A 16,502-nucleotide genomic window follows, 5' to 3' on the forward strand; every position below is an offset into this window, starting at 1 on the left:
CATGAAGCAAGAACTGGAAGCCATGCTGGCGGCGATGACGCCGGAGGTCTACGAGCGGCTCGCCACCGCAGTGGAAACCGGTAAATGGCCGGACGGTGTCGCGCTGACGCAAGAGCAGCGCGATAATTGCCTGCAGCTGGTGATGCTGTGGCAGGCGCGTCACAACGACGACCCACAGCATATGACCATTGGCAAAGGGGGGGAGATGGTGATGAAGTCGAAAAAGCAGCTTAAGGAAGAGTTCGGTATCGAGCCGGACATCACGCGCATTAACCTGCACTAGAACGCAAAAGGGCTGGTTTTCACCAGCCCTCATTTTCAGATTATTACCGCACCCTGAGCTTGCATCTGTTCGATGGCAATATCGCTATCATCAGGATTCAGGTTGACGCCGCGGCAACCCTCTTTCACCACTTCAACGTTGTAGCCCAGCTCCAGCGCATCCAGCACGCTGTATTTGACGCAATAGTCGGTAGCGAGCCCCAGCATCACCAGGTCGCTGATGTCGCGTTCACGCAGCCAACTGTCTAGCTCCGTTTTGCGGCGATGGCCGTTATCGAAGAAAGCACTGTAGCTGTCCACATCCGCGTCGCCCCCCTTATGGAACACCGCATCAATCAGTGTGCGGTCCAGTTCTGGGTGGAAATCCGCCCCCACTGAGTTCTCGACTCCATGATCGGGCCACCAAATCTGCGCCAAACCGTTCAATTCACCCAGGGTATACACCGGTTCGCCAGAGACGGAGGCGAAGCTGCCATGATCTGCCGGATGCCAGTCTTGCAATGCCACTACACATTCTCCCCGATCGCGGAACTCGCGTGCGTAGCGATTGGCAACGGCAACCGTTTGGTCGCCTTCGCGCACCGCCATTGGGCCGCCGGGGCAAAAATCGTTCTGAATATCGATGATTATCAATGCCCGCTTCATTACATCTCGCTCCGTATCAGTCGTCGGTCAGTTCGCCGCGTAAATTCTGTTGCATTCTGGCACGAATTTCCGGGTTGGTGAGGTTTTGGCTCAACAAAAAGTGCAGTTTTGTTAATGTAGCCTCAACGGTAAGGTCAAAACCGCTGATCACCCCCGCATGCTCCAGCGCATTACCGGTGGCATAGCCCCCCATATTCACTTTTCCGGACATGCATTGCGTCAGATTCACCACCACAATCCCACGTTCGCTCGCCTGCTGCAGTTCAGCCAGGAATTCTGCATTTTGCGGCGCGTTACCGACACCATAAGAGCGCAGAATCAGTGCCTTCACCGGCTGGCGCAGGAAGTTACGTACCACATCGGCAGAGATCCCGGGGTAAATGGTAACCACGCCAATCGGTTGTGGGGTAATCGGATGCACAATCAACTCGCCACGGCCCTGTGGTGCCGGCGGCGTATTGAGTTTACGAATGTGAATACCGGCTTCCAGCAAAGGAGGGAGATTCGGTGAAGCGAAGGCGTTGAAGCCGTCGGCATGTGCTTTGGTAGTGCGATTGCCACGGAACAGCGTGTTGTTAAAGAACAACGCCACTTCATTGATCGGATAATTAGCGGCCACGTACAACGAATTGAGTAAATTCTGCTGACCATCTGAGCGCAATTCTGCCAGTGGAATCTGCGAGCCGGTTACGATTACCGGCTTCGCCAGGTTTTCCAGCATGAATGACAGCGCCGAGGCAGTGAATGCCATGGTGTCGGTGCCGTGCAGAATCACAAAACCATCATAGCTCTCGTAATTCTGTTTAATGTCATCAGCAATCGATTGCCAATCCAATGGCGTCATGTCTGACGAATCCATCAGAGGCTGATATTCGTGGATGGTGAAATTCGGCATCTCAGGCCGATGGAATTCTGGCATGTTGGCCAGTTGCTGCTGCAGGTGGCCGGAAACCGGAATGTAGCCGTGCGCGGAGCGCTGCATACCGATGGTACCGCCCGTGTAGGCTACATAGATATTTTTCTTTTGCATGGAAGAACTCAGACTTGCCGTAAAACGCGCAGTATAAGGGGATTAACAGCGAAAAGCAGCCCGACCAGCGGCCGGGCTGTAAAGATTAGCGTACGTTACCGCAGTTCAGGCAGAAGGCGTAGCGATTTTGCGGATCATTAAGATTGTTCATCAGGCCTGGCTGATCTTTCACTGCACTCATTACATCCAGCATCGGTGCGGGCAGCCACACCTTCAGTGCTGCTGGCAGCATCGCTTGTGCAGAGGCATTCATCTGATTTAACAGCAGGTCAATCATGCCGGGGTCGTCCTGATACCAGCTAAGCTGCGGCTTGGCGACTTTTGCCAACTCAGCCGCTTTCGCCACGGCATCGTCAAAATCACCCAACGCATCCACCAGGCCATTGGCTTTAGCATCACTGCCGGTCCAGACATGGCCCTGAGCGATATCATTGATCTGTTCTGGCGTTTTATGACGCGACTTCGCGACCAGTCCGACAAAGTTACGATAGCCGTTTTCGATGGTCAGTTGCATCAATTGCTGCACTTCCGTCGGCAGGGCTTTGGTGGTGGCAACGTCAGCCAGCGGAGAAGTGGCCACGCCATCCGTGTGCACACCAATACTGTTCAGGCTATTTTCGACCGTGTTAATCACGCCGAAAATACCGATTGAACCGGTCAAGGTGCTGGGTGCGGCCACAATGTAGTCTGCTGGCGTCGAGATCCAGTAGCCACCTGAAGCCGCCATGCCGCCCATTGAGACCACCACTGGCTTGCCGGCATCATGGGCTGCGGCTAACTCTTCACGAATCGCTTCCGATGCCGACACGCTACCACCTGGGCTGTTGACGCGCAGTACAATCGCTTTGATTTTCGGATCGAGACGCGCATCGCGAATCTGCGAAGCGGTGGTATCGCCTCCCACGTTTCCGGCGGTTTCCTCACCGTCCATGATCGCACCGCTGGCGAAGATCACCGCAATATTGCCATCCTGGTCCTGCTGAGGCTGCTTCACGGTGTAATCGTAAATGCTGACGTTGCGATAATCGTTATTGGCTTTATCCCAGCCAAAGGTTTTCACCAGCTCCTGATCGGCTGCTGCACGGCTGTCCAGCACATCAACCAGCTTCGCATTCAGCGCATATTTTGCGGTATCACCATCGACAGCCTGCAATCCGCTGATGACGCCAGCTGCTCCCGGGAACAGCTGATCCGGGGTAATCTGGCGATTTGCGGAAACGGTGTTCAGGTAGTTCTGCCACAGCTGGCCGATCCAGCGACCATCCGCATCACGTGCTTCCGGAGACATATCGTCACGCAGGAAAGGCTCGACGGCAGATTTGTAGGTGCCCACACGGAACACATGAGAATTGACTTTGAGCTTCTCTAACAGGGATTTGTAATACAACCCATTGGTAGCGAAGCCATGCAGATCAACGGTGCCCTGCGGTGACAGATAAATTTTGGTGGCATAGCTGGCGATGTAGTATTGCGCCTGGCTATAGCTATCACCAATGGCGTATATCGGTTTTCCCGCATCACGGAACTCACGCAGCGATTTGCCCAGATATTGTAATGAAGGTTGATCGCCGCCAGCAAAATCACGCAAATCAAGCACGATCCCGGTGATGTTTTTGTCAGTTTTCGCCTGACGAACCGCATCCACCACGTCGAACAATGAATTCTCTTGCAGGCGATCGCTGCTCGCGCCCAGCAACTCACGGCTGATGCGACTCAGGCGATTACTGACGGAAGGTTTATCCACTAATACACCGCTTAAATCCACTTTGAGTGCACCCTGTTGCACCGGTTCGCTGCTGTTGGCGCTGGAAAGCTGTAACCAGATACCGACACCGGCGAGGATTAAGACGATGAGGAATAAATTAAGAATGAATTCCCGAATAAAATTCAACACCCGCCAGCTCCAGCGGAACAGGCCAGCAATAATTCGCCACAATGTGCGCATAAACTCTCCATATTCACGTAACAGGGCAGTCGCCACGCGGTCTGCCCCGATGTCGGGTTCATCCTAAAGAGCAGCGTGCGAAATGTCAGCAGGAAATCGCGCCAGACTGTTACAAAAGATCTTGCTGTGCCAGGATTAGCCCACGCTTTTTATTCACGGGAGAATAATGATGGATGCACTGGATTTATTAATTAACCGCCGTTCGGCATCGCGTCTGGCAGAACCGGCTCCAGCAGGCGAAGTCTTGCAGAACATTTTGCACGCAGGCTTACGTGCACCGGATCATGGTACGTTGCAGCCGTGGCGCTTTATCATTGTAGAGAATGAAGGGCGTGAGCGTTTTGGTAAATTGCTTGAACAAGCGGCGCGTGACAGCAACCTCGATGAAAAGGCAATTGAAAAATCCGCCACCGCACCGTTTCGAGCGCCGATGATTATCACTGTTGTGGCGCACTGTGAAGAGCATGCCAAAGTCCCGCATTGGGAACAGTTGGTTTCAGCAGGTTGTGCCGTGATGGCGATGCAAATGGCCGCGCTGGCGCAGGGCTTTAACGGTATCTGGCGCAGCGGTCCATGGACCGACCATCCTTCGGTACGCGAAGCTTTTGGTTGCCGCGAGCAGGATGCGATTGTCGGATTCCTGTATCTCGGTACGCCGCAGCTTAAAGCGAATACCACGGTGGTTGCACCGGACACCGCGCAATTTGTCAGTTATTTCTGACAGACATCGGCGGGTTTCTTCGGCAGGGTGAGCCGTGTTGCAAAGATTGCACACCGCGTGTGCGAAAGATCGAGCTTAAACCGCGCAACACTTACCACCGGTTGACAGCCAGGCTAACATACAGCCTTCTGTTCAGCGCATAAGGAACCCGCCATGAGTGAACCTCTTCGTCTGACGCAATACAGCCATGGAGCTGGCTGCGGCTGCAAAATCTCGCCGCAGGTACTGGAAACCATTCTTCATAGTGAGCTAATCCCTTTTCATGACCCCCAGTTGCTGGTGGGCAACGAAACACGTGACGATGCTGCCGTTTACGATCTTGGTAACGGCACAGCGGTGGTGAGCACCACTGACTTTTTTATGCCGATTGTCGATGATCCCCATACCTTTGGTCGCATCGCCGCCACCAATGCCATCAGTGATATTTATGCTATGGGCGGCAAACCGATCATGGCGATTGCCATCCTGGGTTGGCCGGTCAACGTGCTGAGCCCGGAAGTGGCTCAGCAGGTCATTGAAGGCGGCCGTGCGGCCTGTCAGGCTGCTGGTATTGCGCTGGCGGGTGGGCATTCGATCGATGCGCCGGAGCCGATTTTTGGCCTGGCCGTCACGGGAATTGTTGATGTGGCGCGGGTGAAAAAGAACAGCGCCGCGCAGGTGGGAAGCCAGCTGTTTCTCACGAAGCCATTGGGGATCGGCATCCTGACCACCGCCGAGAAAAAAGGCCTTCTGCTGCCAGAACATCAGTCATTAGCGGCGGAGGTGATGTGTCAGTTGAATAAAGCCGGTGCCGAGTTCGCCAAACTGGATGGCGTCAGCGCCATGACCGATGTCACCGGTTTTGGCTTGCTGGGACATCTGAGTGAGATTTGCCAGGGATCGGGTTTGCGTGCGGAAATCCACGCCACACAGGTTCCGCGCTTACCGGGTGTCGATGAGTATATCGCCAAAGGTGCCTTGCCCGGAGGCACTCAGCGCAATTTTGCCAGCTATGGCGCCCTGGTTTCCGCGATGGATGATGCAACGCGCGCGTTACTGTGCGATCCGCAAACCTCGGGTGGTTTACTGGTGGCGGTGCAACCCAGCGAGGTCGAAGCCTTCCAGCGCTGCGCAATATTGGCCGGCGTGCAGGCGACGGCGGTGGGGGAACTCTTCGCTGCCGATCCTTCCTGTCCATTAATTACCGTCGTGAATTGACGTAGAAGGAACGACGCCAGACATGCGTTTGTTTATTGCTGAAAAACCCAGCCTGGCGCGTGCCATTGCTGATGTACTGCCGAAGCCGCATCGCCGCGGTGACGGTTTTATTGCCTGTGGCAACGATCAGATGGTCACCTGGTGTGTCGGGCATTTGCTGGAACAGGCGCAGCCGGACAGCTATGACAGCCGCTATGCGCGCTGGAACCTTGCCGACCTGCCGATCATTCCGGAAAAGTGGCGTTTACAACCCCGTCCGTCGGTGGCTAAGCAACTCAAAGTGATTGAGGGTTTGCTGCAACAGGCGAGTGAAGTGGTGCACGCCGGTGACCCGGATCGTGAAGGTCAGCTGTTGGTGGATGAAGTGCTGGACTACCTGCAACTCGCGCCGGAAAAGCGGCAGAAAGTGCAGCGCTGTCTCATTAACGATCTCAACCCCTCCGCCGTGGAGCGAGCAGTCAGCCGTTTACGTGAGAATCGCGAGTTTATCCCGCTGTGCGTCTCCGCATTGGCCCGCGCCCGCGCAGATTGGCTCTACGGCATCAATATGACCCGTGCCTGGACGCTGTTAGGCCGCAATGCCGGTTATGATGGCGTGCTGTCGGTCGGACGCGTACAAACGCCGGTGCTCGGTCTGGTGGTGCGTCGCGATGAAGAGATCGAAAACTTCATTCCTAAAGATTTTTTCGAAGTGAAAGCGCACATCGTGACGCCGAAGGATGAGCGTTTTGTTGCCAGCTGGATACCCAGCGACGCCTGCGAACCCTGGCAGGATGAGGAAGGTCGCCTGTTACACCGTTCGCTGGCCGATCATGTCTTAGAGCGCATCAACGGTAAGCCGGCGATAGTGACAGGCTATAACGACAAACGGGAATCTGACACCGCACCATTGCCGTTTTCGCTCTCCAGCCTGCAGATCGAGGCGGCAAAGCGTTTCGGCCTGAGTGCGCAAAACGTATTGGACTGCTGCCAGCGTCTGTATGAAACCCATAAGTTGATTACCTATCCGCGTTCAGACAGCCGTTATTTGCCGGATGAACATTTTGCCGGACGCCATGCGGTGCTAAATGCGATACAGGCGCACCAACCCAATCTGACACCGCCGACGGATTTTAACCCTGATCAGAAGAACCGCTGCTGGGATGATAAAAAGGTGGATGCGCACCACGCGATCATCCCTACCGCCCGCGCCAGTAAAGTGAACCTCACGGAGAATGAAGCCAATATTTACGGCCTGGTGGCACGTCAGTATCTGATGCAATTTTGCCCAGACGCGGTGTTTCGCAAATGTGTTATCGATCTCGAGATTGGCGGGGGCAAGTTTGTTGCCAAAGCGCGTTTTCTGGCAGAAGCGGGCTGGCGTGCCTTAATCGGCAGTAAAGAACGCGATGAAGAGAACGATGGCACGCCTTTACCGGTGGTGGCAAAGGGCGATGAGCTGCTGTGTGAGCGCGGTGAGGTGCTTGCCAAGCAGACGCAGCCGCCGCGCCCGTTTACCGATGCCACCCTGTTATCCGCCATGACCGGCATCGCGCGCTTTGTTCAGGATAAAGAATTAAAGAAAGTGCTGCGTGCGACCGATGGTTTAGGGACGGAAGCGACGCGAGCCGGCATTATTGAATTATTGTTCCGCCGGACATTCCTCGTGAAGAAAGGCCGCTATATTCATTCTACGGACGCGGGCAGGGCGCTGATCCATGCGTTACCAGAAATGGCGGCCCGACCAGATATGACGGCTCAATGGGAATCGACATTAACACGCATCAGTGAAAAGGCCTGCCGCTACGATGAGTTTATGCAGCCGCTGGTTGCCACGCTGATCGGGTTAATTGGCGAAGCGCGTCAGCGACCCTCGTTGCAATCATTTAGAGGCATTGCCGCACCGGCCGCTAAACGTAAAGCAAAACCGAAATCGACCCGGCGTAAAACCAAGGAGACAGAGTGATGCGTTATATCCTATTAGCGCTTAGCGGGCTGCTGTTGTGCATGAATTCGGCGCTGGCGAACCGCCAGCCGGAAAACAGTCGCACGAGCAATACGGATGTGGTGGTGGATATGCCACCGGAAGTCTGGACACAGGGACAGAATAATCAGCAGAGCAACTGTCTGCAGTGCTGCACTTATGAGAATCGCAGTTACTCTGAAGGGGCGGTCGTGAAAGCGGAAGGCGTGCTGCTGCAGTGTGGGCGTGATGAGAAAGTGATGGGCACTAACCCGCTTATCTGGAAAATCATCAAGTAAAGGTGCGTGGCGTTCTCACGCCACGCAGTTAACTTATTTTTCCAGATTGAACGTCGACCAGACAGGTGCATGATCCGATGGTTTTTCCATGCTGCGGATCTCGTAATCAATGCCACTTTCAATGCAACGCGCTGCCAGCGGTTGACTGGCCAGCAACAGGTCGATACGCAGACCACGGTTATCATCAAAACCTTTTGAACGGTAGTCGAACCAGGAGAAACGGTCAGCCGTTTCCGGGTATTTCGCGCGCCAGGTATCGACCAGACCCCAATGCAACAGGCGATCCATCCACTCACGCTCTTCTGGCAGGAATGAGCATTTACCGGTGCGCAGCCAGCGCTTGCGGTTATCTTCGCCAATGCCGATATCAAGATCGGTACTGCTGATATTCATGTCACCCATGATCAGCACCGGCTTATCAACCGCCAACTGCTGTTCCAGATAATCCTGTAAATCACGGTAGAACTTCTCTTTCGCCGGGAATTTAGTTGGATGGTCACGGCTTTCACCCTGCGGGAAGTAACCGTTAATCACGGTGATGTCGCCAATTGGGCTGGGGATTTCCGCCATGATTAGGCGGCGTTGTGAATCTTCATCATCACCGGGAAAACCACGACGTACCGAAACAGGCTGAGCCTTGGTCAGCAGCGCGACGCCGTAGTGGCCTTTTTGACCATGATAAAACACGTTGTAACCCAATTTGCTGACGTCTTCGAGCGGGAACATGTCATCGTGAACTTTGGTTTCCTGCAGGCCGATGACGTCTGGCTGATGCTGTTCGACGAGGGCTTCAAGTTGATGAGGGCGTGCGCGCAAGCCATTGATGTTGAAAGAGATGAATTTCATTTCGCTGCCATTCTTATCCGCAAAAGTATGCCGGGATGGTAACGAGTTTTCGTTAGAATGTCATGGATTGAATCGGGAAGAAATAACGATGTAAGCAATAGGAAAAGCGATGGTGGCGGGAGAAGGATTCGAACCTTCGAAGTCGATGACGGCAGATTTACAGTCTGCTCCCTTTGGCCGCTCGGGAATCCCGCCAGGGATATAAAGCTCTTAGTGATTCAGGTGAGAAGATTATTCAGATGGTGGCGGGAGAAGGATTCGAACCTTCGAAGTCGATGACGGCAGATTTACAGTCTGCTCCCTTTGGCCGCTCGGGAATCCCGCCACTGGCCTGAATAATGTGCCTGAAAGCGGGGCGCATGATACCAAATGCGTTCTGACTGTAAAGCGCTGAAAACAAAAATATGAATCGTTTGCCCACTTTTCATCCGTGGCGCTGAAGAGTTGCACAATTCAGCGCCAGGACGCTTACAGAATGATGGTGCGGTTACCGTAAACGAACACGCGTTGACCCAGCACTTTATACAATGCACGGCTCAGGACATTCTTCTCGACATCACGACCGGCACGCATCATCTCTTCTGCGGTGTAGCTGTGATCGACGTTGATCACGTCCTGCATGATGATCGGACCTTCATCGAGGTTGTCATTTACGTAATGCGCGGTAGCACCGATAATTTTTACGCCACGCTCGTAAGCTTGATGGTAAGGGCGCGCGCCGATGAAAGCAGGCAGGAACGAGTGGTGAATATTGATGATCTGATTCGGGTAACGCTGCACAAAAGCCGGCGTCAGCACGCGCATATATTTGGCCAGCACCACGTAATCCGGCTGGTAGCGATCAATTTCATCGCCCATGCGGTTGTCATGCTCTTCACGCGTCAGACCTTCATGGCTGACCAGCACAAACGGAATATCAAAACGTTCAACCAGCGAGCGCAGCGTTTCATGGTTACCAATGACGGCGGCAATCTCCATATCGAGACCACCAAACGCGCATTTCATCAGCAGATCGCCCAGGCAATGCGCCTCTTTGGTCACCAGAATCACCACACGACGACGACCAGCGCTCTGCAATTCCCGCACCGAACCTACCGGTAACGCGCTGTCGAGATCCGCCAGCAGGGTATTGTCGTTGAAAATCCCTTCCAGCTCTGTGCGCATGAAAAAGCGCCCGGTACGGTGATCGACAAACTCGTTGTTTTGCACAATGTTGAGTTCATGCTTGTAGCAAATGTTGGTGATCTTGGCGATCAGACCTTTCGCATCAGGGCAAATGGTCCGTAAAACTTTTCGTTGCGTGTTTTGCGCTTGCATCTCGATCAGAGTCCTGTCAAAGCGATGAATGGTAAAGCCGTTGTGCATCTGTCCAGATTAACCACAACATTTTTTGTATTTTTTATCGGAGCCACAAGGACAGCGATCGTTGCGCCCCAGCTCGGGCACCGTTCCGTCGATATAGTACCAGCGTTGATCCTCACAGAGAAAGCGTGAACATTCATAGATGGCCGAAGTGCGCTCTTTTTCGCGGTAACGCGCAAAAAAGGTCACAAAGGCTTCATTCTCGTGGCTTCCATGATTACAACGGGTTACATTCAAGCCCAGCCACTCAGTGCCGGAAAAACTTTCAGATAATAACGTCTCAAGGTCGGCCACACGCTTACTGGAGTGCCAGGTCGCAGCCAGATAACCCACGTTCTTTTCAACATAGGCGGTGTAGCGTGAACGCATTAATTGTTCAGCGCTGGCAGGGAATGCCTGACCGCTCAGAAAGGGCTGGCAACATAAGCTATACTGCTTTCCGCTGCAGCAGGGGCACTTTTCAGACACGTCATCTCCTGTGAGTGATTAAAGTTAATTAAAGTGTGCGCTATGGTAGCCGACTGCTGAGCGGGATGCTACGTACCAGACTAATCACGAGGTGCGATGAGAAAGGTGAGGATCGGGCTGGCCCTGGGTTCAGGTGCCGCCAAAGGTTGGGCGCACATTGGTGTGATTAATGCGCTGGAGCGTGCCGGCATTGAAATTGATGTGGTTGCAGGCTGCTCTGTCGGCGCGTTGGTGGGATCGGCATACGTCAATGGGCGGCTGGGCGTAATGGAAAAGTGGGTGAGCGCATTTCGCTATTGGGACGTGATCCGGCTCATGGATCTGTCGTGGCAGCGTGGTGGTTTGCTGCGCGGTGACCGCGTGTTCAGCCACATCCGTCAGTTGATCCCCAATGAATTGATTGAGGGGTGCAATAAACCCTTCGGCGTGGTGGCCTCGAATTTAAGTACCGGCCGTGAGTTGTGGTTAACCGAAGGCGATTTGCATCAGGCAGTACGTGCGTCCTGTAGTATGCCAGGCTTATTACCACCTGTTGGCTACAATGGTTACTGGCTGGTGGATGGTGCCGTGGTCAATCCGGTGCCGATATCTCTGACACGAGCCCTTGGCGCCGACATTGTCATCGCGGTGGACTTACAGCATGACGCGCATTTAATGCAGCAGGATTTATTATCGGTGACACCACAGAGCGGTGAAGAAGAGGCCGCGGCTGAGGCATTAAGCTGGGGCAAAAAATTGCGCCAGCGCATACTGGGTCTGACGCACCGCCGCGCCAATCAAACGCCGGGCGCCATGGAGATCATGTCCACATCCATCCAGATTCTGGAAAACCGCCTTAAACGTAATCGTATGGCGGGCGATCCACCGGATGTGCTGATTCAACCGTTTTGTCCGCAGATATCCACACTGGATTTTCATCGTGCAGAAGAAGCCATTGCGGCAGGTAAAGCCGCCGTCGAGAAAAAAATGGATGAACTATTACCGCTGGTCCGTGGCAGATAATCAGGTTGTTCATTCACAGGCAGTGCGACTTCAGTCAATTCTGAAATGCGCAACTGCGTTTTATGAACCACTATTGAAATATCTGGTACGCAGGGGGAGAGAATGGAAAAACCACTAATCGGCAAAAAGATACTCATTGTCGAAGATGAGGTCGTTTTCCGTTCGATGTTAGACACTATGTTGGTGGGGCTGGGAGCCAGCACGCTGGAAGCGGGAGATGGCCTCGATGGCTTAACCTTGCTGTCGGCTCAAGCCGTGGATCTGGTGATTTGCGATCTGGAGATGCCGCGCATGGGGGGGCTTCAGTTCGTCGAACGTATCCGCAGCCGCGGTAATAGTGTGCCAATCTTGATCATCTCCGCCACGCAGAACATGGCCGATATTGCGCATGTCCTGCGCCTTGGGGTTCAGGATGTTCTGCTTAAGCCGCTCAGAAACCTCGAACGTTTTCGTGAAGCTGTTTATGAGTGCCTTTATCCTTCGATGTTCACTTCCAAAGTTGAGGAAGATGAACAGCTGTTTCAGGATTGGGATGCACTGGTCCGCGATCCTTTAGCTGCGTCTAAGTTACTGAAGCAGTTGCAACCTCCGGTTCAGCAAACCATCGCCAATTGCCGCATTAACTATCGCCAACTGACCATGGCTGAACAGCCAGGGTTGGTGCTGGATATTGCCGCGTTGTCCGACAAGGATCTGGCCTTCTACTGTCTTGATGTGACCCGAGCAGGCGATAATGGCGTGTTGGCCGCCTTACTGTTGCGCGCGCTGTTTAATGGTCTGTTACAGGAACAACTTTCCGGACAGAAGCAGCGCTTGCCGGAGTTAAACGGCCTGCTGCGCCAGGTCAATATGCTGTTACGCCAGGCCAATCTCAGTGGCCAGTTCCCCTTGCTGGTGGGGTACTACCACCGTCAGTTGAAAAACCTGATTCTGGTCTCCGCTGGCCTCAACGCCACATTGCACATTAACACCCATCAGATTCAACTCAGTAATGGCGTGCCGCTTGGTACTATGGGCAGTACGCACCTCAATCAGATCAGTCAACGCGCTGATGCCTGGCAGTGCCATGTGTGGGGCGCGGGTGGCAGGCTACGGCTGATGTTATCGGCTGAAGAATAAGCGATTGGATTTATATTTTTTGCGGGCTGGAGACAGGGCCAGGGGTAAGCTTTACACTTGGGTAATAGTCTTAAATTCCGCGGATTAGCTCCATCCAGGATAAATCCGTCTGATAGTAACTGATATACTCATTTCGTTTTTAAACCGACATATCAAGTATTAACTTGAACGGCCTATTAAGAGAGGTATTTAGATGTCTGCCTATAAGTCTAAAGTAAAAAAAGCGGTAATCCCGGTTGCAGGTCTGGGTACGCGTATGCTGCCTGCTACTAAAGCTATTCCAAAAGAGATGTTACCGCTGGTCGATAAGCCGCTGATCCAATATGTCGTGAATGAGTGTATCGCTGCGGGCATTAACGAAATCGTGTTGGTTACGCACTCTTCTAAAAACGCCATCGAAAACCATTTTGATACCAGTTTTGAGCTGGAATCCATGCTGGAAAAACGCGTTAAGCGTCAGTTGTTGGATGAAATCCAGTCTATCTGTCCTCCACACGTGACCATCATGCAGGTGCGTCAGGGTATTGCGAAAGGCCTTGGCCACGCAGTGATGTGTGCACATCCGCTGGTCGGTGATGAGCCAGTTGCCGTGATTCTGCCAGATGTGATCATCGATGAGTACGAATCTGACCCAACCAAAGACAACCTGGCAGAAATGCTGGCGCGTTACGAAGAAAGCGGCCGCAGCCAGATCATGGTAGAGCCGGTTGCTGATGTGACCGCTTACGGTGTCGTTGACTGCAAAGGTGCTGACCTGGCGCCAGGCCAGAGCGCGCCAATGGTGGGTGTGGTTGAAAAGCCTAAAGCTTCTGAAGCGCCTTCTAACCTCGCAGTTGTGGGTCGTTACGTGCTGTCTGCTGACATCTGGCCACTGCTGGCGAAAACCCCTCCAGGTGCTGGCGGCGAAGTTCAGCTGACTGACTCCATCGCCATGCTGATGGAAAAAGAGACCGTTGAAGCCTATCACCTGACCGGTGTAAGCCATGACTGCGGTAACAAACTGGGTTATATGCAGGCTTTCGTTGAGTATGGCGTTCGTCATCCAGTACTGGGTAAAGACTTTACTCAATGGCTGGAAGGCGCTGTAGGCAACAAAAAGTAATTCATTAAACACAGGATAATTCAATGAAAGTCACTGTATTTGGTATCGGCTATGTCGGTCTGGTTCAGGCTGCGGTGTTAGCCGAAGTCGGACATGACGTTCTCTGTATTGATGTCGATGAAAAGAAAGTCGAAAACCTGAAAAAAGGCCATATTCCGATTTTCGAACCGGGTTTGACGCCGCTGGTCATGTCTAACTATGAAGCGGGTCGCCTGAAGTTCAGCACCAATGCAGAAGAGGGTGTTAACCACGGTGTCATGCAATTTATTGCTGTGGGTACGCCGCCGGATGAAGACGGTTCTGCCGATCTGAAATATGTGACTGCGGTTGCGCGGACAATTGCAGCGCACATGAACGATCATAAAGTGGTGATCGATAAATCTACCGTCCCTGTCGGAACGGCTGATCGTGTGCGTGCAGTAATGGCCGAGACGCTGCAAAAACGTGATGTGAACATCCCGTTTGATGTGGTTTCTAACCCTGAATTCCTCAAGGAAGGGGCTGCAGTAAACGACTGCATGCGTCCTGAGCGCATCGTGGTGGGCACTGATAACGACGACGTGGTTGAGTTGTTGCGTGAGCTTTATGAGCCATTCAACCGCAATCACGATCGCATGATTCTGATGGATATCCGCAGTGCAGAGCTGACCAAGTACGCAGCGAACTGCATGCTGGCGACCAAAATCAGCTTCATGAACGAAATCTCTAACCTGGCAGAACGTCTGGGAGCCGACGTTGAGAAAGTCCGCCAGGGGATTGGTTCAGATTCTCGCATTGGTTATCACTTCATCTACCCTGGCTGTGGCTACGGTGGTTCGTGCTTCCCGAAAGACGTGCAGGCGCTGATTCGTACTGCTGAGTCGATTGGTTACACACCGCGTCTGTTGCAGGCGGTAGAAGATGTGAATGATTCACAGAAGAACAAATTGCCGAGCTTCATCAAGCGTCATTTTGGCGACGATCTGCGTGGCAAAACCTTTGCTCTCTGGGGCCTGGCGTTCAAACCTAACACCGACGATATGCGTGAAGCCTCCAGCCGTGTGCTGATGGAAACGCTATGGGAAGCGGGTGCGACCATTCAGGCATTTGACCCGGAAGCAATGGAAGAAGCGCAGCGTATTTATGGCCACCGCGACGACCTGAAGCTGACCGGTACCAAAGAAGCGGCGTTGCAAGGTGCTGATGGCCTGGTCATTTGTACTGAATGGCAGAACTTCCGTGCGCCAGATTTCGACGTTATCAAAACCGCGTTAAAACAACCCGTGATTTTTGATGGTCGTAACCTGTATGATCCGGAGCGTATCAGCAAACGCGGCTTTACGTATTACGCTATCGGCCGCGGAGCATCAATTCAAATTGTGTAATAAATGAGGGATGTATGAAGTTTTTGGTTACCGGTGCGGCAGGTTTTATTGGATTTCACGTGAGTCAGCGTTTGCTGGCCGCCGGTCACCAGGTCGTCGGTATCGATAACCTGAATGACTATTACGATGTCAGCCTGAAACAAGCGCGCTTAGACCAGATCCTCCAGCATCCCGAGTTTATTTTCCTGAAAATGGACCTGGCAGATCGCCAGGCCATTTCTTCATTATTCGAACATCATGCATTTGATCGCGTGATCCATCTGGGTGCGCAAGCGGGCGTTCGTTATTCAATTGATAACCCACACGCTTACGCCGATGCCAATCTCATTGGCCACCTCAACATTCTCGAAGGGTGCCGCCATCATAAAGTTGGCCACCTGCTGTATGCGTCATCCAGCTCAGTATATGGGCTTAACCGCAAAATGCCTTTCTCAACGGATGACTCTGTTGATCATCCTATTTCTCTGTATGCGGCCACCAAAAAAGCCAACGAATTGATGTCGCATACTTATTCCCATTTATACCAGTTGCCCACCACCGGTCTGCGCTTCTTTACTGTTTACGGTCCATGGGGACGTCCGGATATGGCGTTATTCAAATTCACCCGCGCAATGCTGGCCGGTGAGCAAATTGACGTCTATAACCGTGGGCAAATGACCCGAGATTTTACTTACATTGATGATATTGCTGAAGCTATCGTGCGTATGCAGGATGTGATTCCGCAGGCTGATGAAAACTGGACCGTGGAAGCGGGATCGCCGGCCACCAGTTCTGCGCCATACCGGGTTTACAATATCGGCAACAGCCAGCCGACCAGCCTGATGACCTATATCGAGTCACTGGAAAAAGCGTTGGGCATTGAAGCGAAGAAAAATATGCTGCCGATGCAGCCGGGAGATGTGCTCAATACCAGTGCGGATACCCAGCCATTATATGATGCGATTCAGTTCCGTCCGCAAACCAGGGTTGAGCAGGGCGTGCAGAACTTTGTTGATTGGTATCGTCGCTTTTATCAGCAATAAAGACGCATTAAAAAAGGAAGCCAGCGGCTTAATGCTTGTCAGTTAAGATCTTAATGGAGGCCGCAACGGATAACGTTGTGGCCTCTTTTTTACCGCCCTTGGGTAATGCCGCACTCTTCTTTCCGGCAGCACCAGCCCTGGCGCCATCGCCATTAT

16 protein-coding genes and 2 tRNA genes are annotated in these 16,502 nt (G+C 53.0%); 10 read left to right on the forward strand and 8 right to left on the reverse strand.

All coding sequences use genetic code 11. The features are described 5' to 3' along the window. Position 1 precedes the first annotated feature (1 nt). Positions 2-283 carry a YeaC family protein gene (locus tag F3J37_RS05855; RefSeq protein WP_045816085.1) on the forward strand — a complete coding sequence of 94 codons (282 nt, stop codon included), beginning with the start codon at positions 2-4 and terminating at the stop codon, positions 281-283. Between the two features lie 35 nt (positions 284-318). On the opposite strand, the gene pncA is transcribed toward F3J37_RS05855, so the two are convergent. The 3 genes from pncA to sppA form a co-directional block, all read right to left on the reverse strand. Next, positions 319-927 carry a bifunctional nicotinamidase/pyrazinamidase gene (gene pncA, locus F3J37_RS05860; protein WP_034828795.1) on the reverse strand — a complete coding sequence of 203 codons (609 nt, stop codon included), beginning with the start codon at positions 925-927 and terminating at the stop codon, positions 319-321. Between the two features lie 16 nt (positions 928-943). Beyond that, positions 944-1,957, reverse strand: coding sequence for an asparaginase (gene ansA, locus F3J37_RS05865; protein WP_166932348.1), 1,014 nt, complete (start codon positions 1,955-1,957; stop codon positions 944-946). Positions 1,958-2,042: 85 nt separating this feature from the next. After that, complete coding sequence (gene sppA / locus F3J37_RS05870) at positions 2,043-3,902, reverse strand: signal peptide peptidase SppA (RefSeq protein ID WP_166932350.1); 1,860 nt, start codon at positions 3,900-3,902, stop codon at positions 2,043-2,045. Positions 3,903-4,071: 169 nt separating this feature from the next. Here sppA and F3J37_RS05875 point away from each other — a divergent pair, with 169 nt between their 5' ends. From F3J37_RS05875 to F3J37_RS05890, 4 genes are all read left to right on the forward strand, one after another. Further along, entirely contained in the window at positions 4,072-4,623 is a 552-nt protein-coding gene (locus tag F3J37_RS05875; RefSeq protein WP_166932352.1) for an NAD(P)H nitroreductase, read from the forward strand. A 153-nt stretch (positions 4,624-4,776) separates the two neighbouring features. Next, positions 4,777-5,820: a selenide, water dikinase SelD gene (selD, locus tag F3J37_RS05880; protein WP_166932354.1), complete on the forward strand. Its 1,044-nt coding sequence runs from the start codon at positions 4,777-4,779 to the stop codon at positions 5,818-5,820. Positions 5,821-5,842: 22 nt separating this feature from the next. Further along, on the forward strand, positions 5,843-7,765 hold the full coding sequence (locus F3J37_RS05885) for a DNA topoisomerase III (protein ID WP_166932356.1): 1,923 nt from the start codon (positions 5,843-5,845) through the stop codon (positions 7,763-7,765). 41 nt (positions 7,766-7,806) lie between these two features. Then, positions 7,807-8,061 (forward strand): YnjH family protein, encoded by a 255-nt coding sequence (locus F3J37_RS05890; protein WP_240154070.1) that lies wholly within the window; start codon positions 7,807-7,809, stop codon positions 8,059-8,061. Positions 8,062-8,094: 33 nt separating this feature from the next. Here the strand turns inward: F3J37_RS05890 and xthA are convergent, their stop codons facing one another. The 5 genes from xthA to F3J37_RS05915 form a co-directional block, all read right to left on the reverse strand. After that, positions 8,095-8,907: an exodeoxyribonuclease III gene (xthA, locus tag F3J37_RS05895; protein ID WP_034828809.1), complete on the reverse strand. Its 813-nt coding sequence runs from the start codon at positions 8,905-8,907 to the stop codon at positions 8,095-8,097. 110 nt (positions 8,908-9,017) lie between these two features. Then, positions 9,018-9,102 (reverse strand) — tRNA-Tyr (locus F3J37_RS05900). 45 nt (positions 9,103-9,147) lie between these two features. Further along, positions 9,148-9,232: transfer RNA gene (locus F3J37_RS05905), tRNA-Tyr, on the reverse strand. Positions 9,233-9,375: 143 nt separating this feature from the next. Continuing rightward, complete coding sequence (purU, locus tag F3J37_RS05910) at positions 9,376-10,224, reverse strand: formyltetrahydrofolate deformylase (protein WP_034828882.1); 849 nt, start codon at positions 10,222-10,224, stop codon at positions 9,376-9,378. A gap of 57 nt (positions 10,225-10,281) precedes the next feature. After that, on the reverse strand, positions 10,282-10,737 hold the full coding sequence (locus tag F3J37_RS05915) for a YchJ family protein (RefSeq protein ID WP_166932360.1): 456 nt from the start codon (positions 10,735-10,737) through the stop codon (positions 10,282-10,284). Positions 10,738-10,833: 96 nt separating this feature from the next. Here F3J37_RS05915 and rssA point away from each other — a divergent pair, with 96 nt between their 5' ends. The 5 genes from rssA to F3J37_RS05940 all read left to right on the forward strand — a co-directional run bounded on the left by rssA (position 10,834) and on the right by F3J37_RS05940 (position 16,346). Further along, complete coding sequence (gene rssA / locus F3J37_RS05920; RefSeq protein WP_058959825.1) at positions 10,834-11,739, forward strand: patatin-like phospholipase RssA; 906 nt, start codon at positions 10,834-10,836, stop codon at positions 11,737-11,739. Between the two features lie 102 nt (positions 11,740-11,841). Beyond that, positions 11,842-12,858, forward strand: coding sequence for a two-component system response regulator RssB (rssB, locus tag F3J37_RS05925; RefSeq protein ID WP_034828815.1), 1,017 nt, complete (start codon positions 11,842-11,844; stop codon positions 12,856-12,858). A gap of 193 nt (positions 12,859-13,051) precedes the next feature. Further along, a complete protein-coding gene (galU, locus tag F3J37_RS05930; RefSeq protein WP_034828817.1) occupies positions 13,052-13,960 on the forward strand; it encodes a UTP--glucose-1-phosphate uridylyltransferase GalU in 909 nt (302 codons plus the stop codon). A gap of 23 nt (positions 13,961-13,983) precedes the next feature. Continuing rightward, positions 13,984-15,324 (forward strand): UDP-glucose dehydrogenase family protein, encoded by a 1,341-nt coding sequence (locus tag F3J37_RS05935; protein WP_034828819.1) that lies wholly within the window; start codon positions 13,984-13,986, stop codon positions 15,322-15,324. Positions 15,325-15,338: 14 nt separating this feature from the next. After that, positions 15,339-16,346, forward strand: a complete 1,008-nt coding sequence (locus F3J37_RS05940; protein WP_166932362.1) for an NAD-dependent epimerase — start codon at positions 15,339-15,341, stop codon at positions 16,344-16,346. Positions 16,347-16,502: the final 156 nt, after the last annotated feature.

The organism is Candidatus Pantoea communis (genome assembly GCF_011752685.1).
Taxonomy (GTDB): domain Bacteria; phylum Pseudomonadota; class Gammaproteobacteria; order Enterobacterales; family Enterobacteriaceae; genus Pantoea; species Pantoea communis.

What these genes read in the sequence shown, in the direction of transcription:
- purU (WP_034828882.1), bottom strand. Translation starts at nt 10,224, where the DNA reads ATGCAAGCGCAAAACACGCAACGAAAAGTTTTACGGACCATTTGCCCT.
- pncA (WP_034828795.1), bottom strand. Translation starts at nt 927, where the DNA reads ATGAAGCGGGCATTGATAATCATCGATATTCAGAACGATTTTTGCCCC.
- ansA (WP_166932348.1), bottom strand. Translation starts at nt 1,957, where the DNA reads ATGCAAAAGAAAAATATCTATGTAGCCTACACGGGCGGTACCATCGGT.
- F3J37_RS05890 (WP_240154070.1), top strand. Translation starts at nt 7,807, where the DNA reads ATGAATTCGGCGCTGGCGAACCGCCAGCCGGAAAACAGTCGCACGAGC.
- F3J37_RS05875 (WP_166932352.1), top strand. Translation starts at nt 4,072, where the DNA reads ATGGATGCACTGGATTTATTAATTAACCGCCGTTCGGCATCGCGTCTG.
- galU (WP_034828817.1), top strand. Translation starts at nt 13,052, where the DNA reads ATGTCTGCCTATAAGTCTAAAGTAAAAAAAGCGGTAATCCCGGTTGCA.
- xthA (WP_034828809.1), bottom strand. Translation starts at nt 8,907, where the DNA reads ATGAAATTCATCTCTTTCAACATCAATGGCTTGCGCGCACGCCCTCAT.
- F3J37_RS05935 (WP_034828819.1), top strand. Translation starts at nt 13,984, where the DNA reads ATGAAAGTCACTGTATTTGGTATCGGCTATGTCGGTCTGGTTCAGGCT.
- F3J37_RS05855 (WP_045816085.1), top strand. Translation starts at nt 2, where the DNA reads ATGAAGCAAGAACTGGAAGCCATGCTGGCGGCGATGACGCCGGAGGTC.
- selD (WP_166932354.1), top strand. Translation starts at nt 4,777, where the DNA reads ATGAGTGAACCTCTTCGTCTGACGCAATACAGCCATGGAGCTGGCTGC.
- rssA (WP_058959825.1), top strand. Translation starts at nt 10,834, where the DNA reads ATGAGAAAGGTGAGGATCGGGCTGGCCCTGGGTTCAGGTGCCGCCAAA.
- F3J37_RS05885 (WP_166932356.1), top strand. Translation starts at nt 5,843, where the DNA reads ATGCGTTTGTTTATTGCTGAAAAACCCAGCCTGGCGCGTGCCATTGCT.
- rssB (WP_034828815.1), top strand. Translation starts at nt 11,842, where the DNA reads ATGGAAAAACCACTAATCGGCAAAAAGATACTCATTGTCGAAGATGAG.
- sppA (WP_166932350.1), bottom strand. Translation starts at nt 3,902, where the DNA reads ATGCGCACATTGTGGCGAATTATTGCTGGCCTGTTCCGCTGGAGCTGG.
- F3J37_RS05940 (WP_166932362.1), top strand. Translation starts at nt 15,339, where the DNA reads ATGAAGTTTTTGGTTACCGGTGCGGCAGGTTTTATTGGATTTCACGTG.